We start from the raw sequence: 26524 nt of genomic DNA, 5'->3' as shown, positions 1-26524 counted from the left end.
AAAGTAAGAAATATAATGCCATGAACATAAAAATCCGAAGGATGAACAAAAATAAACTTCAGGCTGGCGCCCCCACAGGGCTGGACTAGGCAGAGGCAGGGCGCGGCCCCAGAGGGCTAGCTTGCGGCTACTACAAAACTGTGAAGGACAACCAATGTTCTCGACACTTTGGGTTTTTTCATATAAAATTTGTTTATTGAGTTTTGTTTGGGAGAGATTTGTATGATTTCGTTAATTTCACTGGCTGTAAATGCAATTGCCAATCTTATCATAACTATAGCAAAAGCAGTCTTTTCAATGCTTACTTGGTTTTTTAAAGCATTTTTCCATGTATTCAAGCTGTTTTTCTGTTTTCTCCCACTGACAAGCGTAACTTTTGTGCTTCTTTTGTGTGTAAATATCTATATTCTTTTTTCTGCAAATGGAGGGCTCCTTGCTCTTGGAACAGGGGATATGACCATTCCTACTACAAGTGAGCATACTCTTGATATCCCTGTAGATGGCCTAGTCCATGAAACAAATAGTGCCATGTCTAAAAGTAACTATGTGATAATAAACATGTCACAAGAGCTTCAGAAATGGTGGATGAGTTCTGTTTACTCATATAAAGGTTCTTTAGTCTTTATCTTTCTTGTGATACTGACAATCCTCATGATTGTTCCTGTTGTTACTGTATTTCTTGCAATCGCTGTTTTTGCTTCATTTAATAAGCTCTTGTTCTATGCCGTTGTGGCAGATGCCGTTATCTACGTGCTTAGAGCTCTCCTCGGCACAGGTTTTGTAACTCAGATTCTTAATAGGTACTATCGACTCTTTCCAGAAGCTGGCAAAAGGCATTATGAAAAGAGCTATACAAAATTACTCAAGCAGCAAAGCGAAGAACTTAAAGAAGAGCTTCGCTCAAAGAAAGCCAAAAAAAATGACTTCTACGATGATGAAGAATTTGAAGATGAATATGGCGAAGACTTTGATGAAGAGTATGACGAGGATTACGACGAAGAATACGGCGAAGAGTACGATGAAGAATACGACGATGAATACGACGAAGAATACGACGATGACTATGAAAACGAGTATGACGACGAAGAAGATGAAGAATACTACGAGGACGATTACGAAGACCTTGAAAAAAATACTCATGACACAAGGTCATCATCCTTTGATTTCTTTGCCGGTTGTAATTCAAGAGAAAGCGTAGACAAAAAATATAAGACTTTAGTTAAGCTCTATCATCCGGATAACATGGACGGTGATACCGCTGCTCTTTCAGAAATAAATGTTCAGTATACAAATGCAAAAAAAGCGTTTCCCATTATAAGGAAACGCTTTTATTTAATAGAAAATTCCTATCAAGAACAAAGCAAAATATCAAAATATCCTAGGCACTCTCTTACTGATGTCGCAGGTAAGCTCATAGTTAAATCTTCCGCTCATGTTTCCTAAAAGCTCTGCGCTTATCTCTTCTCCTGAAGTCTTATCTTTACCCATGAGAACAACTTCATCCCCCTCACAAGCTCCAGGAATATCTGTCACATCGACCATGAACTGATCCATACAAACTCTTCCGAGGATATTAGCTCTTTTGCCACGGATAAGAACATAGCCCTTATTAGAAAGGCTTCTGGGATAACCATCGCCGTAGCCTACAGGAATAGTTGCGATCTTAGTAGGCTTATCAGTTACAAAGGTTCCGCCGTAGCTAACTGGAGTTCCTGCTGGAACCTCCTTGATCATTACGATGTGGCTTATGAGCTCCATTGTAGGCTTCAGGTCAACAATATCCTTTGGAACATCCTCTGATGGCCACATACCGTACATTGTAACACCTGCCCTTACCATATCCATTGAAGACTCCGGAACTGCAATTATGCTGGCGCTGTTGGCACAGTGCTTGAATGGGATTTTGATATTGTTTTCGCTTTCAAGCCTGTCTACAAACTTACTAAATAAAGCTTCCTTTTCTTTTACATTAGAAAGGTCCTTTTCATCAGCTCTTGCGAAGTGAGTAAATACGCCCTCGATCTGAAGATTGTCATACTTAAGAGCATCTCTTACAAACTCAGCACCTGCATCGTCAGGTGTGATGCCTATTCTGGACATTCCAGTATCCACAGCAATATGAACAGGTGCCTTAGAGCTGAGCTCTCCTCTTGCAATAAGCTTGCCTGCACAGTCATTTAGCTCGTTTAACATATCTTTTCTAAATACTGTTGGTCTGATGCCCTCTATGAGCATCCTCTCATAGGCATATGGAAATGTGTAGCCAAGTATAAGTATTGGCTTTTTAACTGCATTATCTCTAAGTTCAAATGCCTCTTCCGCAGTAGCAACTGCGTAGCCCCAGATATAATCTACTTCTTCAAGTTCCTGCGCGATCCTGATTGCTCCATGACCATAAGCATCTGTCTTGACTACAGCCATGATCTTGGTGTGATCAGGAATGTTCTTTTTCATAGACATGAGATTATATTTGATGGCCTCTATGTCTACCTTTGCATAAACTCTTGAATATTCTTCTAACATCATTTACCTCAAAATATCTTCAAGCTCGGTTGCTATATCAGAAGCAACCATAGCGTATTTGCCATGTTTCCTGGCAGCACTGTCACCAGAAAGTCCATGAATATATGCACCAATGCAAGCTGTTTCAAAGCCTGTATCCATGCTGCAGCACACTGCCCCAAGGAGCCCTGCCAGAACGTCACCAGAACCAGCTGTTGCCATTCCATCATTGCCGCTCACATTAATATATATCTTTTTCTCATTGCTGTCACTTACAACGCTCCTTGCGTCCTTGCAGATAACAGTACAATGAAGCTCATCTGCCAGAGTCTTAGGATATTCCAGTATGGCATCCTTACATTCTTTTGTTGTCTTTTTGAAAAGACGCGCAAACTCCGCAAGATGAGGTGTCAGAATAAGCTTTCTTCCTGATACAGCATAGTTTGAAACCTTTATCCTAAGGTCATCTCTTTTGGCTATGAGATTAAGAGCATCTGCATCAAGTACCAGATGCTTATCGCATGCATCTAAAGTGATATTAACAAGTTCAAATGCCACGTCATCAGTGCCAATGCCTGGTCCCAAAACTACAGCGTCAGCCCACTTAAAATCAATCATGAGCTTATCTTTTATCTCAGAGAGCTCATCATAGGTATCAATCAGCGCCTCTGGAATAGTTGTCTTAATGATATTGGCATTGCTACTTCTCGTAAACACCTTGACCATTCCGGCACCCGCTTTGATGCAGCCAAGAGTTGCAAGGCTACATGCTCCGCTTATAACATCAGATCCAGCGATTATAAGGACTTTGCCATTTGTTCCCTTATTGGAATCCTTTCTCCTTGCCGGAAGGAGCATTTCCGGAGTTTCATCATAGAAAAACGCCCTTGGAGGTCTTCCGCAAAAGCTCTCCTGTGTGATACCAGCATCCTCTACTACAAGCTCGCCAACATATTCACAGCCTGGATAAAGTATCTGTCCAAGCTTAATCTGGTTGAAGGTAACTGTAACATCAGCTCTTACTGCTGTGCCCAGTATTTCTCCATTATCAGCATTTATTCCTGAAGGCATGTCTACAGATACAACAAGAAGATCATCTTTCTTTTCTTCCTTGCATCTTGAGATATAATCGATAGCATCTGAAAAGCTTCCGGTTACAATGCGGGATAAACCAATACCAAATAATGCATCTACTATGATATCCCATTCAAAAATGCTTTTGTTGTCTCTTATATTGGAAAAAGTGGCAGTATCTATACCGTATTTTTCACAGATCTTGAGCTGAGAAAGTAAAAGATCGCTGCACTTAGTAAGGTCGCCGATCACGCAAAGACTCACAAGATAGCCTCTTTGCTTTAATAATCTGGCAATAACTGCTCCATCGCCGCCGTTATTCCCAACGCCAGCCATTACTAGAGCTCTGTACTTTCTCTTGCAATCCCTTGCCTTTATCCTTTCATCAATTACATCAGCTACCTTTAATGAAGCTCTTTCCATAAGGACCTGACTGGGAATTCCAAACACATCCGAGGTATTCCTGTCATAGATCTTCATTTCTCTGCTACTTACCGCATATTTCATACTGTCCCCCTTACCTGGTTAAGGTTCCTATGAAAAAAGAGTTGCAAAGCAACTCTTTTTAATTCTAATGAACTCATTCCACGTAATCTGATTCATTTCCTGCAAGTGGTCTACGAATAGGGTGTCTTCTATCAGGATCATATTTCATGTCAAAGATTTCGATAACTTCAGGTCCAAAGATCTGATGCATATAGGAATAGAGATTATAATTCTCCATCTCGGCTTCCTGAAGTTTGATAACGTTCTTTTTTAGCTCGACTCTGACCTGAGAGACCCACTCATCCATAGTCTTTATGTAATCAGTATTGTCATGAAGTGTCTCATAACAAACCTTCATGGTCTCCACCATAAGCTGATAATCTAGATCATAGATTTCTTTTGAAAGATCTAAAAGCTCATCCTCATGGGATGCAAGCTTATCATTGCACTCATTAATGAGCCTTGTTCTATCCTGAATTTCCTTCTCAATAGAAGCAGAGCCCCCAGATTTATTGGCCTGGTCCCTAAGAGGCATTATCTCACCAAGAAGCTTTTTCTTGATCTTCTTGATGTTCTTGGTCTCCGTCCTGATCTTGCCATCGCGCTCAACAAGTGCATTAAGCTCATCAGCCAGCTGCTCAATCTCTGGTGTCATCTCAGTCTGAGTAAAAAGCTGGTGCCACTTATTGTCCAATGTCAAAATAGGAATGCTCTTACCCTCCAGGGCTCTGGAGTAGACTTCATCATTCTTTGCCATTATTATCTCTCACCGTTTAATCGTTATTTTCGTATCTGTTTATATTATACGATAGTTTCATCAAACTGTCAGATAAATGTACATTTTCTACCTGAATATTGTTAGGAACATCCAGATCAACATGAGCAAAGTTCCATATTGCCTTAATGCCGCATTCTACAAGCTTGTGGGCCATAGGAACTGCCTGCTCCTTAGGAATAGTAAGAACTGCAATCTCAATCTTGTTCTTTTTAACAAAATCTTCCATCTCCTCAATAGGACGAACCTCTACATCTCTGATCATTGTGCCGTAGAGTTCTGGATTACAGTCGAACGCGCCCTTAAATACAAATCCTCTTCTGGTAAAATTGGTATATCCTGCAATTGCCTTACCAAGATGACCAGTACCAATAATAACAAGACTATGCTGCTTGTCTATACCAAGGATCTTACTGATCTCATCGTACAGATAATTAACATTATAGCCATAACCCTGCTGACCAAAACCACCAAAGTTATTAAAATCCTGTCTTATCTGAGAAGCAGTTACCTTCATGATGTCGCTAAGTTCTTGAGAAGAGATCCTTTCAACTCCTTTTTCCTTGAGATCTCCCAAGTATCTAAAATATCTAGGAAGTCTGCCAATGACTGCCTGAGAAATTTCTTTATCTGCCATACCCCGCTCCTTGAAAAGTTATATATTTAAAAAATGTTTGTTAATTATTCAACAATACAATTATAATCACAGCTATAGGGCATGTCAATTGAAGCAGCGCTTGATTTTATCAATTTTTAAGCATTATTTTCTGGATAAAAGAAATGTCTATTTCTTGCTCTGGTTCAAACTCGTCTGATGAAATATATCTGTATATATTCATAAGCAGTGCCCTTGCCTCTGGATGTTCCAGCAAATTATGTAATCCCATAGAGGAAGCAAGTACCTTGCCCTTTAAGCATTTTGCTTCAAAAAGCATACTCATAGGCCTTAAATACATATATGAATCCATCTCAGTTATGATGGAAGTGATATATTCCGGCATAATAAATGCTCTTTGGCTTGCCATAGGCCACCACTGCCACTGACTATAATTATTTGTCGGGAAGTCCTTAAATATCGGATGTTCCTTGTTTATCAGCTGTCCCATGCTGCCTTCCTGCTCCTTGAACATGTCAGCACACCAAAAATCCGGTGAAAACTGGCACTTAATGGATGAAGGAATGGCATCTGCGGTAGAATCCGGTGAAAGGTACACTATCCCGCCATTTTCAAGAACTTCTATTGCCTTGTCATCAAAAGCTCTGGTCTCATAAACATTTTCAGGGCTCTGAATGTCTTTTAGGAACTCTTTTTGATAAACCCAGATAGGATAAGTGTTTTCAATATCTGTGTTCTCTAAATATGCGATGATCAAAAGCTCCCTGGCTTTTTTATCTGATAATGATCCGGATAAAGAAAAATCGATCTTTCCAATCTCAGTAAGCTCTCCCACTTTGCAGCATGCATTTTCGCTTATCTTATATTCTTCGAGCACCTTATCATCAGCAGCATCCACAAGTTTTACCTTAAAGGTACCTTCAAGTGCCTTCTTGCCATAGTTTGCGATCTTTACTAGAGCTGTAACACTCTCATCATCTGTGTAGGTGTACTTTGGCAAAAGAACTAGCGGCAACGCCTCTCTATAGAATGCCCTGAACTTCTCTGCCTTGGCAAAGTCATACTTTTTGGGTTCAAGATGAGAATTCATCATGCCAACAAGGGCTGTGCCCTGCCCAGGGAAGTCCTGAATTCCAAGAAGTGATAAGCCTGACATATCTGGAGTTCTAAGAACAGACTCAACTTCTTCCCTATAGCAAAGTCTTGAAAGCTCGCCCGTAGCCTCTACATATTTGTCCCAATCCCTAAGGATTCCGACCTTATCAGCATGTTCCTTTACAAGCTTTAGATTTACAGGATCTGTAACCCCTTTAAAATCTTCAAGCTCATTAAAATCAGGTAAAACCTCGTACTGACCTACTTCAAAGCCAAATATTGGCTTTTTATACTCATTTCTGATCTGGGCTGTCACCTTACTAAAATCTTGAGAAGCTGATGGATACTCGTTATTTAAAAAGCCTATCATTCCGGGAGATGTAGCTCTTAACATATCCTTGTAATAGCCCATGGATGTATAGAAATCACTATCTTTGTTATAGCCCTTTTCTCCGTAAAAAACATTTGACCCCCAGGCAAAAAGTCTGGTATCATCAATGTCCTTTGCCATTTTTACCAGCTCGATCATAACCCTCGTGCCAGCTATATCAGAGCCAAGTTCATTTCCAAGAGTAAGCATCACAAAGGATGGATGATTTGCGTATTCTTTAATGATCTCTTTTAGCTCTTTTTCATAATATTCCCTGCTGTATTTCTCAACAAAAGCGTCATTAGGATTCCAATGTGAAAGTTCAGGCTGAACCATGATACCAAGCTTATCTGCAGCCACAAAAGCAGCTTCCACAGGGCAATGGGAGTGGAATCTTACGCAGTTGATGCCATAGGATTTATACTTTTCCATAACTTTAAGCCAGCTCTCTACATCCATTGGAGCATGGCCAGTTTCTGGAAACTCAGCGCAGTTAGCCTCTCCTCTTAAAAAGAATCTCCTGCCATTTATAGTAAGGCGACCTTCATTGTCGTAGCTAAAGTCACGTATTCCGAAAGTCTCTGTACTTTCATCAAGCTCTGTTCCATTGTTATCAAACAGGCTCCATTTGCAGCTATAGAGATTTCCTTCGTACTCATCCCACCTTCTTACATCTTTCTTAAGTGCCACTGTAGTTTTTACGGTAAAAGAGCCTTTTTCTGCAAGATCAAGCTCTATAAGTACCTCATCTTCAAAGGCCTCAGAGTTAAGAGTGATTTTTCCATTAAAGGCTCTATCACTATTAACAACTGCCTCTATCTCTGCACTTCCAGCCTTAGGATAAATGCTAAGCCTTTCAACAAAAGCACATTCCTTTGAAAAAAGGCTCATCTGACCTAAAAGGCCATTCCAGTTAGTCTGAGTTTCATCAGTAGCCGTAGATGAGTAGATTATTCCTGCTCTTGGCATATTCTCATAGTCGTTATCACAGATAAACTCTATAGTAGAGTCTTTCTTCAAAAGCCCGGTAACTTCAAATAAATAATGAGTAGAAAGGCTTCCTCTAAGAGCCTTAACCTCCCTGTCATCAACCTTTAAAAAAAGATTTCTGGAGCGCTCAACCTTAATAAACAAGCGCTTACTTAGTTCTTTTTCAAAGCCAGATAAAGCATCACTTAGCTCACGCTTATAATAAGCCTTTCCATAATATGAAAACTTACGAGTAAGTCTGGTAGCTATCGGTCCTTCAGCCTTCTTCTGACTTTTACCCTGCTCAGTTATCAGAATATTATCCACTAAGCCGATCTTATTTTCATCAAGAGATCCTGGAAGCTTTGCCACAAACTCTTTTTCATGATCTGAATCTAAATAAACCTTGTATTCACCTGAAATATCAACCTTCATGTAGTTACCCCGCCAAAATATGCAATAAAATAAGCCTGGACGGTAAAATACCATCCAGACTTAATTATACGATATTACGGACAATCAAGAATATCTCTATTATTGCCCAAAACTGTTATTATCTTGCTCTTTATCAGATCTTGAAATAGCTGATAACGTCTGTCATCTCTCCTGCAAGGTCCTGAAGTTTAGCTGCAGACTCAGTAATAAGTGAGAATGTAGCATTAAGCTCCTGCATAGAAGCATTTGTTTCCTCAGTTGAAGCAGCGTTCTCTTCTGAAATAGCTGAAAGATCAGCGATGATCTCAACAAGCTCATCCTTTGCAGTATTGAGCTTTTCAACGTGCTGTGAAATGTTACCTGTGCTGTTTGTAACATTATTTACGTTTTCTGCCATGCTCTGCATATTAGATTTGGTATCATCAAGATGTTCTGACTGCATATCAAAGCTGCTGTTAAGTCTCTCAAGGACTTCTACAGATGCCTCAGAATCAGCAACAAGCTGTTCTACGATCTTCTTGATCTCTTCTGCAGAATTACTACTCTGTACAGCAAGCTTACCAATCTCAGATGCAACTACTGCAAAGCCTCTTCCTGCTTCACCAGCTCTTGCCGCCTCAATAGAAGCATTAAGTGAAAGGAGGTTTGTCTGAGATGCAATCTCTGTAATTGCTTCAGAGAACTCTGAAATCTGTCTTGCTGACTTATTTGTTGACTGAATAGTATTGCCGATATCACTTACAGAATCTTTTACTTCGTTGCTCTGATCAATAAGCTTAATAAGTGATCCCATAGCTGCTTCACAGGTTGTTCTCATCTCGCCTGCATATTCATTGAGCTGCTCTACGTTCTGAGCTACTTCATCAATATCTTTTCCAATAGTCTGAGTATTGCCTGCTGCTGTCTCTATGCTCTCAGCCTGTGTAACAGCGCCCTTAGCAATATCATCTACAGCCTGGCTAACCTGAGTTGATGCATTTGAAGCCTGATTAGCAGATGTTGAAAGCTCTGAGCCTGATGTCTTAAGCTCATTTGACATCTCTGTTGTCTGTCTTATGACATCCCCAAGCTTCTGACTAAGTGTCCTTGCTCCATCAGCCAAAAGACCAATCTCGTCATTTCTCTTAAGTGAAGTCTCATCTATGTTAAGAGCAAGTTCACCCTTTGAAAGATTTCCAAGTTCATTTGCTATTTCTTTCATCTTGACTGAAACCTTGTTAGTGCACAGTATACCGACAAGCGAAAGAAGAATTGCAAGAATGATAGAAGTAATAGCCATCTGAGCTATGATGTCACCGATGGAAGCATCAACCTTTTTACTCTCTCTTGCTGCAAACACCATACCAATAACTGTTCCGTCATCATTCTTAAGTGGTGCATAGTAACAATAATAGCTTGTTGAAACCCCTGCAGGAACAGTCTTAGAATAATAATCCTGTTTGTTCTTTACAACAGTGTCATAAATCTTATCAGGAATATTAACTCCAGTTGCCTTATTTCCAGAAGAAGTTTTGAGAGTTGTGATAACCCTCTCTTTTCCATAAATAACAGAATACTCAACGCCAGTCTCTTTCTTCATGTCATCCATTATTGTTTCATAATCTGAGGTTACGTCCTGCTCTCCTTTGTAGACAACCCCATCTGCATAACTCCATTCGCCATCCCATATCTGGTTCATCTCGCTCTCAAGCTGCTTAACCGCTATCTTTAGTTCCTCCTGAAGCATGTCATTGTAAACATCCTTAGTCCTGATACCACTTATGACAGTGAGCACAACTGATATACCTATTACAGCTGCAACTGCCGCAATAACCAGCTTGACAACAACTTTCCCATTCCTTACTTTTTCATCCATGATAAAAATCCCGCCTCCTCATAGCGTAAAATTTATAAAATAATTCTTATATTTATATCGGAAAAATAAAATAATATATTATAGTTATTTCCAAAATAATTTTTTCTCTGCACAGGTTTACACTAAAATAAAAATCATTTATCATAACTAGGTTCAATGATTCATGATTATAGAAAAGAGGTTTGAATATGTCTTATAAAGATTATATGGTCCGTGCAACTGCTGGAAATGCTCAGATAAGAGCCTTTGCAGCAACAACCAGAGACCTTTCAGAATATGCTAGAAAAGCCCACAACTTATCTCCTATTGCGGCAGCTGCACTTGGAAGACTCATGACAGGTACAGTTATGATGGGAACAATGATGGACAATGACGATGACCTTATCACAGTCAAAATGGACGGTGATGGTCCTTTAAAGGGAGTTCTTGCAACAGCAGACAGACACGGCAATGTTAAGGGATATGCTGTTAATCCTTACGTTATCATGGAGCCAAATGCTCAGGGACACCTTAATGTTGGCGGTGGTATCGGCGAAGGTACTCTTACTGTTATCCGTGATATGGGCATGAAAGAACCATATGTTGGTCAGGTTCCTTTATACTCAGGCGAAGTTGCTGAGGATCTTACATACTACTTTACCAAATCCGAGCAGACACCTTCATCAGTAGGTCTTGGAGTTTTAGTTGAAAGAGAAAATCTCTCAGTTATAGCTGCTGGCGGATTTATCATTCAGCTTCTTCCTTTTGCTGATGAACAGACCATTACTCACCTTGAGTTCAATCTTCAGAAGTTCTCTTCTGTTACAGATATCCTAAAGGCTGGCAAGACTCCAGAAGAGCTTTTGAACATCGTTTTAGACGGCTTTGATATTGAGTTTACTGAAAAGACCGATCTTAACTTCTACTGTAACTGTGACAAGGACCGCGTAGAAAGAGCTCTTATGCTGATCGGTAAAAAAGATATTCAGGAAATGATAGATGATGGAAAAGAAATCGAAGTTTGCTGTCACTTCTGTAATAAAGCATATACTTTTTCAATTGATGAACTTAAAGCCATCAAAGAAAAGGCTAAATAATTATTTGGAAAAAGCGTTTTGTAGTTTATTCTACAAAACGCTTTTACTTTATTTTCAGGTATAAAGATCACTAAATTCTTTTCTATCTGTTTTTACCAGGACAAATGAAGCCACAACTGCTATCATTGTCATCACTATAGAGAATATCCAGGCAGGCCCTGTTCCGATATTGTCAAATAGACTTCCACTGACATACTGAACTACTCCGCTCATAAATGCAGAGGTAAAACTTGTAACTCCGTAGATTCTGCCTCTATAGTTTTCCGGAACTCTCTCTGATAAATAAGCGCCGATCACTACAGTTGTAAGTATCTCACCTAAAGTGAACATTGTAATAGAAACATAGTAGCCGGCGATCACGCCAAAGGATAATAAGAACATTCCAAAGCTTATGGTCTGAAGAAGCGTACCTAAGGCATACTTTTTGGGAAGTGGCATTTTCTCAAGAAGCATTGTCAGAAGCGGCGTACAAAGAACTACTATTATGCAGTTAACACTATTAACTGTGCCATAGATAAGAGAACCATTTTCCGGATAAGCCTTTGAAATATCAAGGGGCATCAGATATCCAAATTGTGAATAAGCGCCCTGATAAAAGCTAAAGGCTATGATAAACAATATAAGACTCTTACTGGCTCTTATGATCTTTAATATATTCTGCTTATCAGCTTCTTTGTTTTCTTCTTTTTCCCCATCTGAGCTTATGACTTCATCTTCACTCTCTGGATTTTTTACAAAAAGACCTATGAGAACAGTTGATACAGATATGGCAAGACCGCTTATTATAAAGCAAAGCCACAAATAATCATTAAACAAAAATCCAGCAAGTGTTGGTGACATTATAAGACCAATGTTGGATCCAAGATACAATAGTGAAAAAGCCTTTTCTCTTTTTTCCGCCGGTGTAATAGCAGCCACAAGTGCCTGATATGCAGGTCCCTCCAAAGTCTGAAAAAGAGCTCCCACCAGCAAAACACACAGAGAATAAAAAGAAAGTGGCATCAGTCCGCTTATTACAAACAAAATAATAGATACGATGTCACAATATATTATAACTCTCTTCTTATTGTATTTATCTGCGAGATGTCCGCCAACCAGATTGGCAGGTAAAAACATTATTCCTGAAACAATTATGAATGTCGCCGTTTCTGCGGCATTTAAACCAAGTTTTTTATTTAGGATAAGCGTCATCATGGGCCAGATCATGGCTCCAAGATTTGTAACTATCCTCCCAAGAAAGAGAATATAGTTTTCTTTCTTTAATCCTTTATATTGAGTAAAAATTTTCATGTCTTTTTCCTTGTAGCAAGGTCAATGATAGCCTTGCCATAATGAATGAGTGTTATGCAAACAAGCATAAACAGGTGGGCATAAAAGATACCTACAATGTAGTAATTTCTCTCAAGGAAATATCCAAGTTGAAAACCAAGGCCTCCAAGAACAGCCGTTAGTGCAAGGCTTGTTAATAGATATGGAAGATTCAGGAATACTCTCTTGATGTTTTCAATAAAATCCTTGAATGAAGCGTCAAAATATACAAATCTACCGATCATAAGGCCGAAATAATACATCATTACCGGTCCATACTGACTGCCATCACCTATTGCATTTAAGAAAACAAGAAGAATGATCACATAGAACATTCCAAGCATTCTCATGGTAGCCTTCTCTTCACCTGTAAGAAGCTTTAAAGGGATAATGATAGCATCAAGAATAGAGTTGATGACGCAGGACAAACAGATAAGGAGAAGCAGCATAAAATCCTTACCATCAGCCCATGCCTGGATGAAAGTCGCCTCAGCCTCTGTTAGACCACCTATAACGCCTTTTTCATAAAGTGCATATACATGATTAATGATGACATAAGCGCAGGAAAAAGACATTACCGAAGTTCCGGAAATGATCATCTCAAAGAGCTTATGGATTCTCACATCAAAATCTTCTCTTAGATACTCATCTCTATGTTTCTCATTGTATCTCTGAGCTATCGCTACTGAAATGCCATAGATTATAAGTACGCACAGTCCAATGGCTGCAAATGTCATAAGCAAGAAAATAAGTTTTTTTACAAGTGTAAAATCAGGATTAAAATAAGCCTCAATATTCATGTCTGATATTCCTTTTTACCTTCTAATAAATTATCACTTAGTAATTTCTGAATAGCACTCTGGTCTTCTATCTCTAAATAGTCCCCAGGAAGAACGGTTTCTTCTGATCTCATCGAAGTCGTACTCAGCATAGATGATTTCTTCCTGATCACGGCTTGCTCTTGCAAGAAGATCTCCTGTTTCATCAGTAAGGAAGCTGTTTCCATAGAAGGTAAGGCTGGACTTTTGTCCGCCATTTTCCTCTGATGGCTCAACATCTTCTCTTCCAATTCTGTTAGCTGCAGCAACTGGAATAATATTAGCCGCAGAATGTCCCTGCATTGTGCGCATCCAGTGTCCTGAAGAATCAACTTCAAGTATTGGCTCGGAACCAATAGCAGTTGGATAAAGAATAATATCTGCACCCTTAAGAGCAAGGCACCTTGCAGTCTCTGGAAACCACTGATCCCAGCAGATGCCTACACCAACTCTGCCATATTCAGTTTCAAACACCTTAAAGCCTGTATTACCAGGTGTAAAATAAAATTTCTCCTGATAGTAGTGATCATCCGGAATATGGGTCTTTCTATAGGTTCCAAGGTTTGTGCCATCTGCGTCTATCATAGCTACAGAGTTATAGAAGGTGTTTCCATCCTTCTCATATACACTTATTGGCATTACAACCTTAAGCTCTTTACACACCTTCTGAAAGTGAAGTACTGCAGGATTCTCAGAAATAGGAAGTGCCAGATCATAGTAATCATAGCGTCTTTCCTGGCAGAAATACTTTCTCTCAAAGAGCTCTGATAAAAGAATGATCTTGGCTCCATTGGAAGCTGCCTTTCTAACAAGCTCTTCTGCCTTATTTATGCTGTTTTGAACCTGCTTGCTATCATTAGCAGCTACTTTGCCGCAAGCATACTGAATGCAGGCTACTCTAATTTTATTTGCCATATATTTTCCTCTTACAAATTATCCTGGAATCTGCTGCGTAATGCAGTGGATATTGCCACCACCTAAAAGAATAGCTCTAGCAGGAATTCCAACAACCTCTCTATCCTTACACAGTTCCTTAAGTATTTCAATAGCTCTTTTATCACTATCTGAATTTTCTCCACCAAATTGAGGAACCAGCACGGCGCCATTTACATAGTAATAGTTCACATAACTAGCTGCAAGGCGCTCGCCAGCTTCTCTCATATCTTCTCCCTCTTCAAACTCATAGTTTGAAAGATCCTTATCACTTACGAGAACTGGATGATCAGGAATAGGAAGTTTATGTACCTTTATTTTTCTGCCTTTTGCATCAGTTTCCTTTTCAAGATAATCAAGACATGCCTTAGATAGTTCATACTGAGGGTCCTTCTCATCATCTGTCCAGGCAAGGACCACCTCTGCAGGCGCTGTAAATGCGCAGACGTTATCCACATGTTCATTGGTCTCATCGTTATATATTCCACGAGGAAGCCACAAAACTTTTTTCACACAAAGATAATCTTTAAGCTTCTGTTCTATCTGCTCTTTGGTCATTGATGGGTTTCTGCCTGCACTTAAAAGGCAACTCTCAGTAACCATTGCGGTTCCTTCGCCGTCAACGTGAATTGAGCCGCCCTCTAATACAAATGGCGCCGCATCATACATATCTGTATCCAGAGCTTTGCAAAATCTCTCTGCGACCTTATCATCCTTATCCCAGGATGCATAAAGTCCATCCACTTCGCCGCCCCAGGCATTAAAACTCCAGTTGATACCGCGGAGACTACGCTTTTTATCACATACAAATGTTGGTCCCACATCCCTTGCCCAGGAATCATCTGATTCTATAGGAAGGACAACGCATCTGTCATCTAAAAGGTCTTCCAAAAGAACATCATCTTCGCTTACGTCCTTTGGCAGATCCGATTCTTTAAAAAGACGCTGGAACTCTTTTTCGTAGCCACCATTTTCCTTGAGTTCTTCACAGTAATCCTTGGTCACATCGTAAAGGACCTTAACAGCCTCTTCGTAATGCCCCTCATCTGCAAGCAAAAAGAGTCGTTCTCTTTTTACGATTTCCAAAAAGATCTTAGAAAAGCTCTTTAGCGCGTCAGTTCTATCTTTCCCCCAGCTTCCCGGCCTTGTTGGATAGATCATCAATGTACCAAAATGCTTTGAAAATTCAGCAGGCATCATAAAACCGTCTTTTGACGGTGTAGTAGTAATTTTATTCATGTCTATGTCCTTGTCTTATTCTTAATATAGGTTAAAGTCTACACTTAAAATCCTGATATCCAAAAGTCTTTAGTACTTCTATGCTTCCATCCTCATGCATGATATCTATATCAGGAAGTGCCATTCCATTGAAGGTATTATTCTTTACCATGCTGTAAATAGCCATATCTTCAAATACAAGCCTGTCGCCAATTTCTTTTTTATCATCAAAGCTAAAGTCTCCGATGACATCACCTGCGAGGCAGGTTCTTGACGATAATCTGTAGGTATAAGTCTTTTCACCAGCTTCCCCAGAGTCTCTTAGAGGTGGTCTGTAGGGCATCTCAAGTACATCTGGCATATGGCAGGCTGCTGATGTATCTAGTATGAGAACAGGATACTTCTCAGTTTCAACTATATCCATTACAGTAGTCACAAGATATCCGGCATCAAGAGCAATTGCTTCTCCAGGCTCAAGATATACTTCCACACCGTAGGTATCTCTTATTCTCTTAACAAGTTCAATAAGTCCCTCAACATCATAGCCTTCTCTTGTAATATGATGCCCACCGCCAAGGTTGATCCACTTGATCTGTTTAAAGAACTTTGCAAAGTCCTTTTCAACTCTTTCAAAAGTTTCTTTAAGCGGCTCAAATCCCTGCTCGCATAAAGTATGGAAATGAAGTCCCTCTACGCCATCAGGAAGGACATCAGGCATATCTACTCTTCTGATACCCAGCCTTGATCCCGGTGCACAAGGGTCATAAATCTCATGTCCATCCTGGGTACTATATTCAGGATTTATCCTAAGTCCAACAGATAACCTACCTTCTTCAACTTTCTTTTCCCACACTTTTCTATGATGCTCAAGCTGATTTAAAGAATTAAAGACAATGTGATCTACAATGCCCACAACCTCCTCAAACTCTTCATCCTTAAAAGCTGGCTCAAATACGTGATTTTCAAGCTTCTTGCCATTTGCATCACATGGCATAAGTTCCTCATAAGCAAGCCTTGCCTCATAAAGTCCGGAGGCTGTTGCTCCTGTAAGATATTTTGCCACAAGTGGATATGTCTTATATGCAGAAAAAGCCTTCTGCGCAAGAAGTATCCTGGCTCCAGATTCATCCTGAACCCTCTTTAGGACCTCTAGATTTTCTCTTAGCTTTTTTTCATCAATAACATATGCAGGTGTATTTATATTTTCTATCTTCATATTTTCCTCAAAAATAAATAGTGGATGACCCGCAGATCATCCACTATAGTATAGCACAAATCATTTAGCAAGCCTTAAAACTAATGTATAACACACGCTTGTAAGAATACATTCAACAAGTATCAGGCAAATAGTAACTATGTTGGCATTTGTAACAGTTCCAAGCCATACCACAAGTACCATAAGTAGCATGGTGAATAGCATATTTGAAAACATGTAGGAACAAACTGCTGCTCCCTGCTTGATAACCTCTATCTCATTTTCCCAATCAAGCCTCATAAACTTGATACCACATACACATCCGAATGTAGTGGAAAAAGCACATAGAACAAGTCCAAGTACCAAATAAAGAACTGTGTTTATCAAAGGTACCTTAGCAGAAATGCAAAAGCAAAGAATTCCAAAGACTACAGCAGGAACTGTAAGGTACATGTTAAAAAGCATCTTGCCCTGATAGATAGTCTTCTTTTCAAGTGGAAGGCTCTGCACTATCCAGTAGTTCTTGCCTTCAAGAGATGGAGAACTAGCTACTGATGAGAGCATTCCCACTAGGAAATAAACAAACAAAGGAATCGCTGGGTGCAGGATGTCAGTAGGTATTGGAGCTCCTTTAGTGACAACATATACCACCTTGTCAAAGCCAACGATCAAAACCGCTATTCCAGCAATCAAAGCCATTACAACGCCAACTCCTACGTTAACGCAGTAATTAGTTGAGCCCATGAATCTCCTAAACTCTTTATAAGCAAGAGTGTTCAGAACACTCTTTTTCTTTTGACCAGAGAGCTTGTAATCTTTCCTAGCCACATGACTCTTAAGGGCAGAATTGATCTTCCTGTAATTCTTACCAACTATGGTAAATACTGCCATCAGCAAAAGAACTGATACTGCCACAAATAATACTGCATATAAAAGGCCGGCTATCTTACACTCTCCAACAAGTGTGACCGCCTTTGAGAAAAGAGCTGCTGGAAAATAATATGCATCGACCTTTTTATTGAACTCATCAAAGGCTACTGCAATATCCACTCCAGAGTTATTCTTGGCAACTGCTTCGATTATGTATGAAAGTGAAAAGCAAAACATAACGAAGATAAGCGTAAGAACTGTTTGGATAGTATTCTTTTTCTCAAATCCAGAGCTGACCTTGGCTATAAGAAATCCAATAAATGAAGCAATAAGCATCGGAATGATCGGAATAAACAAAGCAAGGCAGATCCACAAAGGATATATCCAAAATGCAGCCTTTGAAAAGATACCATAGCAGACCATCATTGTAAGTGATACAACTGCGTACCAAGGAAGGCTCTTAACATACATGTAAAAGAATCTGCACATAGCAATGTCTTTTACCTTAAAAGGAAGAGCCATGAGCATATCGTACTCTTTAAAGTTAAAAAGATATCCATTGGTCTTAAAAAATGTAAATACAAAGGCAATAGATGAAACTGTTACAGCGCATATTGTAGGAACAACGCTGATATATCCTGTGACGCCAAGGCCAATGCAGCCTAAGCTTGAATAAATTATGAGCATAGCAAAGAGTATTAGCATTCCAAAAAAACCAGCTACGCTTCTGCCCTTCTTTTTCTTGTCAGTACTGTATTTACTGATATTGGATAGGCTGGTAGAAAGAAGAAGAGTCTTAAGTAATATAATGTTCTTACTTTTCATCCTCCACCTCCAGGAATACTGATTCCAAAGACTGGCCCTGTGTCAGTTCTTCCATTGTACCCTTTTCAATTATCTCGCCATTTTTGATGATAGCGATCTTGTTGCAAAGCTTTTCTGCAACATCAAGTACATGTGTTGAGAAAAAGACTGCTGCTCCATTTTCACACATATCATGCATGATCTGCTTGAGAGTAAATGAAGCTTTTGGGTCAAGGCCTACAAAAGGCTCATCTAAAACCATAAGCTTTGGCTCATGGATAAGCGCTGAGATAATAGCAACCTTCTGCTTCATTCCGTGTGAATATGAACTGATGAGGTCTCCCAAAGAATCTGTTATCTCAAACATGTCAGCATACTTCTTTATGAGAGTCTGTCTCTTTTCCTCATCGATCTCAAAAACATCTGCAATAAAGTTCAAATACTGTATTCCAGTAAGGTTCTCATAAAGATCTGGATTATCAGGAATATATGCTGTTAATTTCTTACATTCAAGTGGCTCATCTTTTACTGAATGACCATCAATAAAGATCTCTCCCTCATCAAAATCAAGAACTCCAACAACAGCTCTGATAGTTGTGGACTTACCTGCTCCATTATGTCCAATAAAGCCGTAAATATCTCCACTTTCTACTGTTAGATTTATATCGTTTGCAGCTTTCTTAGAAGCTCCATACGATTTTGAATAATGCTTAATATCAAGTACTACATTCTGTCCCATAACTCTTTTCTCCTGTCCAAAAACTCAGATATCAAACTTTGGTGGAACATCAATATTCTGTCCCACATATTTTCCGTCTTTTTTTCGCTGTTTCACACACTCTGTAAGTAAATATTCTATCTGTCCGTTCACTGATCGAAAGTCATCTTCAGCCCAGGCAGCAATAGCATTGTAGAGATTTTCATTCAGACGAAGCGGAACCTGTTTTTTCTCTGCCATATTAGTAAAGGCTTCCTGAATTTACAATTGGCTGAGCATCATGATTACCACACAGCACTACGAGGAGGTTTGATACCATCGCTGCCTTGCGCTCCTCATCGAGCTGTACCATCTGTTTTTCATTAAGTCTCTCAAGTGCCATTTCTACCATGCCTACTGCACCGTCAACAATAAGCTTTCTGGCATCAACTACAGCTGAAGCCTGCTGTCTCTGAAGCATAGCTGCTGCAATCTCTGGAGCATAAGCAAGATATGTGATCCTAGCATCAACAATCTCAAGACCTGCGTCTGAAACCTTTGACTGAATTTCATCTTTAATTCTATTGGCAACAACTTCTGTTGATCCTCTAAGGCTTCCGTCATCTGCCTTTCCATCACCGGTTGTATCAACATTTTCTGTAATGTCATAAGGATAAAGCTTAACTACATTTCTAACAGCTGAATCGCACTGAAGAGAAAGATACTCTTTGAAATTATCTACTGCAAATACGGCTTTTGCAGTATCTGTAACCTTCCACATAACTGCTACAGCAATTTCTACAGGATTACCAAGAACATCATTAACCTTCTGCTTTGAATTGCTAAGAGTCATAACCTTAAGAGAGATCTTTTTGGATGAACCAGCCTTGATCCCAGATGAAGTACCTGTTGCCTGAATTGTAAGAGCAGATGCAACAGCGTTTTTCTTGCCATCAGAAATGTCTCCGCTCTGTCCAAGCTTGGTATCTGCAGCAGGATTAAATGCTGTAGCAAAAGGATTAACAAAAAAGAACCCATCACCCTTAAGTGTTCCAATGTATTTACCAAAAAGAGTAAGTACAAGAGCTTCTCCTGGCTTTAAAACCTCAAGTCCAAGGAATAATAACCAGCCTACGCAAAGGTAAATAAGACAGATTGTAAAAAGTCCTGTTCCCATGAATCCTGTGCCGCCATTTTCCATGTATACTGCTGAAAAGACTACTCCACCAAATGCTAATGCATATAGTAAAATTCCAACTAGTAGCATAGTCATGCCATTTTTGTGGCCACTTATAACTTTTTCTTTGATATTTTCGTTCACGTCTATACCTCCATTTGTGAATAAAACTTCTGTTGAATATTCTTGATATCATTATGATATCATTATTATTCTTTTTGTCAATATTGCCTGTCGCAATAAAAAATCCCTCCAATAGCCAATCTATTGGAGGGATCCTAAAGTTTTATTTATGAAATTAGTCAACTAATACTGGGTTTTCATCAACTACCCATGGAAGTCCGAACTCATTGAGCATCTCCATATATGGATCTGGATCAAACTCATCAGTTGTGAATACACCTGGTTTCTTCCACTGTCCTGAGAGAACAAGTGCTGTACCAATCATAGCTGGAACACCTGTTGTGTAGCTGATAGCCTGGCTACCAAGCTCCTTGTAGCATTCCTGATGGTCGCAGACATTGTAGATGTAAAGAGTCTTTTCTTTACCATCCTTCTTGCCGCGGAAGATACAACCGATATTAGTCTTACCAACTGTTCTAGGTCCAAGGCTTGCTGGATCTGGTAAAAGAGCCTTAAGGAACTGAATAGGAACGATGTCCTTACCTTCAAACTTGATAGGAGTTGTTGAAAGCATTCCAACATCCTCAAGACATCTCATGTGATCAAGATAGCTCTGACCAAATGTCATGAAGAATCTGATTCTCTTGATCTCTGGGAAATTACGTCCAAGAGCCTCGATTTCCTCGTGGTGAAGAAGGTACATATCCTTCTGACCTACCTGAGGGAAGTCATACTCTCTCTTGATCTCCATAGGCCTTGTCTCAACCCACTTGCCATTCTCCCAATAGCTTCCGTTTGCGCTCACTTCACGAAGGTTGATCTCTGGATTAAAGTTTGTAGCAAATGCATATCCGTGGTCACCGCCGTTGCAGTCAAGGATATCTACAGACTCGATCTCATCAAAATAGTGCTTCTTTGCGTAAGCAACAAATACACTTGTAACACCTGGATCAAATCCTGTTCCAAGAAGACCTGTGATACCTGCCTCCTTGAACTTATCCATGTATGCCCACTGATAGCTGTAATCAAAGTATGCTGTGAAGCCCTTCTCTTTACATCTCTTCTCGTAAGCTGCGCGCCATACAGGCTCATCTGTATCCTCTGGCTCGTAGTTAGCTGTATCGATATAGTCAACCTTGCACTCAAGACAAGCATCCATGATAGCAAGATCCTGATATGGAAGAGCTACGTTAAGTACAGCATCTGGCTGATACTCCTTGATAACTCTTACTACATCCTTAACATCATCAGCATTAACTGTTGCTGTTGTTATCTTAACTGGTGTTCCCTGTTTCTCAAGCTTATCCTTAAGGGCATCGCACTTAGAAACTGTTCTGCTTGCAAGACACATCTCTGTGAAAATCTTGCTGTTCTGTGCGCACTTCTGAATTGCAACCTGCGCAACACCGCCGCAACCAATAACTAGTAATTTACTCATTATATTCCTCCTACTAAATTAAAAAGATGAAGTTCCGCTCTCGTTTCACTCGCCGGAACACGTTCGGGCTAAGCTCAAAAATACTTCGCTAAGTCCTCTCAGCTTACCTAGACATATCTTCTTCCTCTTGAAGAAGATCCTCAACATACTTTGGTAGCATGAAAGCTCCCTTGTGAAGGTGAGTTGTATAATACCAGGTCTTAATACCTCTCTCATCCCATCTGTCAGGATTGAAATCCTTAAGTGGATGATACTTCTTACTTGCAAATCCAAAGAGCCAGTAACCTGCCGGGCATGTAGGAATATGTGCCTGATAAACTCTGTTTACAGGAAATACTCTGTATGCCTTTCTGTGCATTGCTCTGCAGCTCTCTTCATCCTCATCATAGAATGGACTGCCATGCTGATAGACCATGATTCCATCATCGTGAAGAGCCTTGTAGCAGCTGCCATAGAACTCTTTTGTGAAAAGACCTGCTTCATGTCCTAAAGGTTCTGTAGCATCGTTGATGATAAGGTCATACATATCTTCACACTTACGAAGGTATTTAAGTCCATCCTGATAATAGATATGAACTCTGTCATCCTCAAGTCCAACAGCATTGTCCGGGAAGAACTGCTTACAAACATCCACAAACATATTGTCAGGCTCTACTACGTCGATGACCTTGATCTCATCATAGTGGCACAGCTCTCTGGCTACGCCGCCGTCTCCTCCACCAAGTACCAGAACTCGCTGTACCTTAGGGTGTACTGCCATAGGAACATGAACGATCATCTCGTCATATGTGAATTCATCTTTTTCTGAAAAAATAATATTTCCGTCTGAAGTCAAAAACTTTCCAAATTCAGGTGAATCGAAAACGTCTATTCTCTGAAATTCACTGCTTCCAGAAAATAACTGCTTGCTGATCCTGATACTTATTTTGACATTTCCAGTGTGCATATCACTGAACCAATAATCCATCTCAGCCATGTCTACCTCCTTGTGTCCTTATTCGAAATATTACATGATTGTTTTGCAGACGCTTTCGCTTAGTTGAAAACGTAGCAGTACTAAGGTTCTAAAAAAACAGAACCTAAGTACTGACGTTTTCAAATACTGCAAAATCAATCATGTAATTATTTCGATTATTCACATCAACATCTATACTAACTAATAATCTTAATTTACAAACTATTTTAAAACAAATAGTGCTGAAATATCTTCACTCTCAGGTCCCTGCATTGAACAGCCTTTAACCATGGCCGTCTTAATGTAGTCCAAAATATCCTCAGAAATAACTTCTCCTGGTGAAAGGATTGGAATTCCTGGTGGATAGCACATTACTGACTCAGCACTGATACGGCCAACACATTGATCGATAGGGAGCTGTTCCTTTTCTGCATAGAAGGCCTCCTGCGGAGTTGCCTTAACTATAGGTGTAATGTACTCTGCAGAGAAAAAGCTCTGTTCTGGCTTGGAGTAGAGTCTCCTTATATCTGCAAGGGCTCCGGCAAGACGCTCGATATCCTGAAGTCTGTCACCGATTGAAATATAGGCCATTACATTTGAGAGATCTCCAAATTCCATCTGAATGTCATATTCATCACGAAGAAGGTCATATACTTCAATACCTGTAAGGCCGATACTCCTTGTATTAACTACAAGTTTAGTCTCATCGAAATCAAAGATGCTTCCGCCATTTTTAAGCTCGTTGCCATAAGCATAGTAACCGCCGATATCATTGATCTCTTCTCTGGCATACTGAGCCATCTTGGTAACTTTCTCGAAACTGTTATATCCGTTAAGTGCAAGGTTACGTCTGGAAATATCAAGGCTTCCAAGTAAGAGGTAACTAGCACTTGTAGTCTGAGTAAGGTTAACGATCCTGCTGATGTAACCGATATTAGCATCTGGTCCACACAGAAGGATTGAACTCTGAGTAAGACTTCCACCTGACTTGTGCATACTGATGGCTGCCATATCTGCTCCAGCTGCCATAGCATTAAGTGGAAGATGTGGGCCAAAGTAAAGGTGAGTACCGTGCGCTTCATCAACAAGAGCCTTCATGCCATGTTCATGAGCAAGCTCCACGATAGCCTTAAGATCTGAGCAGATACCGTAATATGAAGGGTTATTGATGAGAATAGCCTTAGCATCTGGGTTTTCTTCTACAGCTTTACGAACATCTGCTATTTCCATTCCAAGTGGAATACCAAGCTTGGTATCAACCTTTGGATCAATATAAACAGGAACTGCACCACAAAGAATAAGAGCATTGATAGCACTCTTATGCACATTTCTAGGCATTATGATCTTCTCACCCATCTTCACATGAGAAAGAACCATTGCCTGTACAGCACTGGTGGTACCATTTACCATCATAAAAGCATGAGCTGCCCCAAAAGCATCAGCCATAAGTTCTTCTGCCTCTTTGATAACAGAAACAGGATGACAGAGATTATCAAGTGGCTTCATAGAATTGACATCAATCCCAACACATCTATCACCAAGAAAACTTACAAGTTCAGCGTTACCACGTCCTCTCTTGTGTCCGGGAACATCAAATGGTACTACTCGCTGCTTTCTAAAACGCTCTAGAGCCTCATAAATTGGCGCTCTTTTTTGTCTCTCAAGATCCAATTATTCATACCCTCCAAAATTACACTAAACATACGAAAAGGAGTAGCACGCCAATTGACGTGCAACCCCTTATAATATCTAATTTACACAGTAAAGTTATATTACTATAAATTCACTCAATATGAAAGTAGATTTTTTACAATTTATTATTATTTTTTTGAAGGGAAGGGAGAAAATTTGTGGGCGGTTATATAGCGAAATCTCAAACGATACTTGACTGCTCATATAAGGAAATTGCTGTGCAATTTCCTTATCATCCGTTGTCGTCAAGCTCACGCACACAAATATAAACAAGCATCGCTAACGCGATGTTCTCAAAATAAAAGGCGCATGGTCCTTCAAGCAAGCTTGGGACCACGCACCTTCTATTTTGAAACTCCTATCGGAGCTTATGTTTATATTTTTTCCGTGAGTTTGACTCGTTATCGCTTACATCATTCCCATTCCAGGATTTCCTGCTGGCATTGGAGGAACTGGCTCTTTTACAGTAGCAACTGCAGCTTCTGTTGTAAGGAAGCTTGATGCAACTGAAGTAGCATTCTGAAGAGCTGATCTTGTAACCTTAGCTGGGTCGATGATTCCATCCTTAACCATATCAACATACTCTTCTGAGTAAGCGTTGAAGCCAACACCCTGCTTAGACTCTTTAACCTTGTTTACGATAACTGATCCATCAAGACCTGCGTTGTTTGCAATGTTCCATAATGGAGCCTCAAGTGCCTTAAGAACTACCTTTGCACCTGTCTTCTCATCACCTTCAAGAGAATCAGCAAGCTTAGCAACTTCCTTAGATGCGTGGATATATGCGCTACCACCACCAAAGATGATGCCTTCCTCAACTGCTGCTCTTGTAGCGTTGAGAGCGTCTTCCATTCTGTACTTAGCTTCCTTCATCTCTGTCTCTGTAGCAGCACCAACTCTGATTACTGCAACACCACCAGCGAGCTTAGCAAGTCTCTCCTGGAGCTTTTCTTTATCGAAATCTGATGTTGTCTCTTCAATCTGCTTCTTGATCTGAGATACTCTAGCCTCGATCTCTTTCTTTGCGCCAAGGCCATCAACGATTGTTGTCTTCTCTTTCTCAACTTTGATGCTCTTAGCTCTACCAAGATCATCCATTGTTGTATCCTTAAGCTCAAGGCCAAGGTCTGAAGAAATAACCTTACCACCTGTAAGGATTGCGATATCCTCAAGCATAGCCTTTCTGCGGTCACCATAACCAGGAGCCTTAACAGCTACTACGTTAAATGTTCCACGGAGCTTGTTAACGATAAGAGTTGTAAGAGCCTCACCATCAACATCCTCGGCGATGATAAGGAGCTTAGAACCAGTCTTAACGATCTGCTCAAGAAGTGGAAGGATATCCTGGATGTTTGAAATCTTCTTGTCTGTGATAAGGATGTATGGATCCTCAAGGTTAGCTTCCATCTTGTCCATATCTGTAGCCATGTATGCTGAAATGTATCCTCTGTCGAACTGCATTCCTTCTACAAGGTCAAGCTCTGTCTGCATTGTCTTGGACTCTTCGATTGTGATAACACCATCGTTAGAAACCTTCTCCATAGCATCAGCGATCATCTGACCAACTTCATCATCTCCTGATGAAACTGCTGCTACTCTCATGATCTGCTCTTTGCCCTTAACCTTTGTAGCCATCTTGCCGATTGATGCAACTGCTGCATCAGTAGCCTTCTTCATACCCTTTCTAAGAACGATTGGGTTAGCACCTGCTGCAAGGTTCTTAACACCTTCATTGATCATTGCCTGAGCAAGAACTGTAGCTGTTGTTGTACCATCACCAGCAACATCGTTTGTCTTTGTAGCAACTTCTTTTACAAGCTGAGCGCCCATGTTCTCATAAGCATCCTCAAGCTCGATCTCTTTTGCAATAGTAACACCATCGTTTGTGATTGTAGGAGCACCATAGCTCTTATCAAGGACTACGTTTCTTCCCTTAGGTCCGATAGTTACTCTAACTGTATCTGCAAGTTTATTAACACCCTCTACCATAGCTGTGCGGGCATCAGCACCATACTTAATTGTCTTTGCCATTTTAATCGCCTC

General features: G+C 40.1%; 21 protein-coding genes. 2 read left to right on the top strand and 19 right to left on the bottom strand.

Annotated features, from left to right (window positions below; translation table 11 throughout):
• Window positions 1-222: 222 nt before the first annotated feature.
• On the top strand, window positions 223-1443 hold the full coding sequence (locus bhn_RS06210; protein WP_071175880.1) for a hypothetical protein: 1221 nt from the start codon (window positions 223-225) through the stop codon (window positions 1441-1443).
• Here the strand turns inward: bhn_RS06210 and alr are convergent.
• The 6 genes from alr to bhn_RS06180 form a co-directional block, all read right to left on the bottom strand.
• The gene (alr, locus tag bhn_RS06205) at window positions 1369-2523 is read right to left on the bottom strand and encodes an alanine racemase (RefSeq protein WP_071175879.1); all 1155 of its coding nucleotides are present in this window, start codon (window positions 2521-2523) and stop codon (window positions 1369-1371) included. The two genes, bhn_RS06210 and alr, sit on opposite strands and share 75 nt — an antisense overlap.
• A gap of 3 nt (window positions 2524-2526) precedes the next feature.
• The gene (locus tag bhn_RS06200; protein WP_071175878.1) at window positions 2527-4083 is read right to left on the bottom strand and encodes an NAD(P)H-hydrate dehydratase; all 1557 of its coding nucleotides are present in this window, start codon (window positions 4081-4083) and stop codon (window positions 2527-2529) included.
• A gap of 73 nt (window positions 4084-4156) precedes the next feature.
• A complete protein-coding gene (locus bhn_RS06195; RefSeq protein WP_071175877.1) occupies window positions 4157-4819 on the bottom strand; it encodes a hypothetical protein in 663 nt (220 codons plus the stop codon).
• A gap of 16 nt (window positions 4820-4835) precedes the next feature.
• Window positions 4836-5474, bottom strand: a complete 639-nt coding sequence (locus bhn_RS06190; RefSeq protein ID WP_071175876.1) for a redox-sensing transcriptional repressor Rex — start codon at window positions 5472-5474, stop codon at window positions 4836-4838.
• Window positions 5475-5583: 109 nt separating this feature from the next.
• On the bottom strand, window positions 5584-8322 hold the full coding sequence (locus tag bhn_RS06185) for a glycoside hydrolase family 2 TIM barrel-domain containing protein (protein WP_071175875.1): 2739 nt from the start codon (window positions 8320-8322) through the stop codon (window positions 5584-5586).
• 133 nt (window positions 8323-8455) lie between these two features.
• A complete protein-coding gene (locus tag bhn_RS06180) occupies window positions 8456-10177 on the bottom strand; it encodes a methyl-accepting chemotaxis protein (protein WP_071175874.1) in 1722 nt (573 codons plus the stop codon).
• Between the two features lie 188 nt (window positions 10178-10365).
• On the opposite strand from bhn_RS06180, the gene hslO reads away from it, so the two are divergent.
• The gene (gene hslO, locus bhn_RS06175) at window positions 10366-11253 is read left to right on the top strand and encodes an Hsp33 family molecular chaperone HslO (protein ID WP_071175873.1); all 888 of its coding nucleotides are present in this window, start codon (window positions 10366-10368) and stop codon (window positions 11251-11253) included.
• Between the two features lie 54 nt (window positions 11254-11307).
• Here the strand turns inward: hslO and bhn_RS06170 are convergent, their stop codons facing one another.
• From bhn_RS06170 to groL, 13 genes are all read right to left on the bottom strand, one after another.
• Window positions 11308-12543, bottom strand: coding sequence for an MFS transporter (locus bhn_RS06170; RefSeq protein ID WP_071175872.1), 1236 nt, complete (start codon window positions 12541-12543; stop codon window positions 11308-11310).
• Window positions 12540-13361: a hypothetical protein gene (locus tag bhn_RS06165; RefSeq protein ID WP_071175871.1), complete on the bottom strand. Its 822-nt coding sequence runs from the start codon at window positions 13359-13361 to the stop codon at window positions 12540-12542. The genes bhn_RS06170 and bhn_RS06165 overlap by 4 nt, the downstream gene beginning before the upstream one ends.
• Window positions 13362-13394: 33 nt before the next feature.
• Window positions 13395-14294, bottom strand: a complete 900-nt coding sequence (gene aguB, locus bhn_RS06160; protein WP_071175870.1) for an N-carbamoylputrescine amidase — start codon at window positions 14292-14294, stop codon at window positions 13395-13397.
• Window positions 14295-14312: 18 nt separating this feature from the next.
• On the bottom strand, window positions 14313-15551 hold the full coding sequence (gene aguA / locus bhn_RS06155; protein WP_071175869.1) for an agmatine deiminase: 1239 nt from the start codon (window positions 15549-15551) through the stop codon (window positions 14313-14315).
• Window positions 15552-15582: 31 nt separating this feature from the next.
• Window positions 15583-16746, bottom strand: coding sequence for a carboxynorspermidine decarboxylase (gene nspC / locus bhn_RS06150; protein WP_071175868.1), 1164 nt, complete (start codon window positions 16744-16746; stop codon window positions 15583-15585).
• 60 nt (window positions 16747-16806) lie between these two features.
• Window positions 16807-18420: a putative ABC transporter permease subunit gene (locus bhn_RS06145; protein WP_071175867.1), complete on the bottom strand. Its 1614-nt coding sequence runs from the start codon at window positions 18418-18420 to the stop codon at window positions 16807-16809.
• Window positions 18410-19138, bottom strand: coding sequence for an ABC transporter ATP-binding protein (locus bhn_RS06140; protein ID WP_071175866.1), 729 nt, complete (start codon window positions 19136-19138; stop codon window positions 18410-18412). Before bhn_RS06140 ends, bhn_RS06145 begins: the two co-directional genes overlap by 11 nt.
• Before the next feature lie 24 nt (window positions 19139-19162).
• Complete coding sequence (locus tag bhn_RS06135) at window positions 19163-19357, bottom strand: PTS ascorbate transporter subunit IIC (RefSeq protein ID WP_071175865.1); 195 nt, start codon at window positions 19355-19357, stop codon at window positions 19163-19165.
• Between the two features lies 1 nt (window position 19358).
• Window positions 19359-20405, bottom strand: coding sequence for an SPFH domain-containing protein (locus bhn_RS06130; RefSeq protein WP_071177449.1), 1047 nt, complete (start codon window positions 20403-20405; stop codon window positions 19359-19361).
• A gap of 166 nt (window positions 20406-20571) precedes the next feature.
• Entirely contained in the window at window positions 20572-21834 is a 1263-nt protein-coding gene (locus bhn_RS06125; protein WP_071175864.1) for a saccharopine dehydrogenase family protein, read from the bottom strand.
• Between the two features lie 103 nt (window positions 21835-21937).
• A complete protein-coding gene (gene speE / locus bhn_RS06120) occupies window positions 21938-22801 on the bottom strand; it encodes a polyamine aminopropyltransferase (RefSeq protein WP_071177448.1) in 864 nt (287 codons plus the stop codon).
• A 210-nt stretch (window positions 22802-23011) separates the two neighbouring features.
• Window positions 23012-24460, bottom strand: a complete 1449-nt coding sequence (locus bhn_RS06115) for an aminotransferase class I/II-fold pyridoxal phosphate-dependent enzyme (RefSeq protein ID WP_071175863.1) — start codon at window positions 24458-24460, stop codon at window positions 23012-23014.
• Window positions 24461-24889: 429 nt separating this feature from the next.
• A complete protein-coding gene (groL, locus tag bhn_RS06110; RefSeq protein ID WP_071175862.1) occupies window positions 24890-26512 on the bottom strand; it encodes a chaperonin GroEL in 1623 nt (540 codons plus the stop codon).
• Window positions 26513-26524: the final 12 nt, after the last annotated feature.

Origin of the sequence: Butyrivibrio hungatei (assembly GCF_001858005.1) — a bacterium.
In the GTDB taxonomy this organism is placed as follows: domain Bacteria; phylum Bacillota; class Clostridia; order Lachnospirales; family Lachnospiraceae; genus Butyrivibrio; species Butyrivibrio hungatei.
Note: the sequence above shows the minus strand (reverse complement) of the source record. Positions and strands in the feature narration are given on the sequence as shown.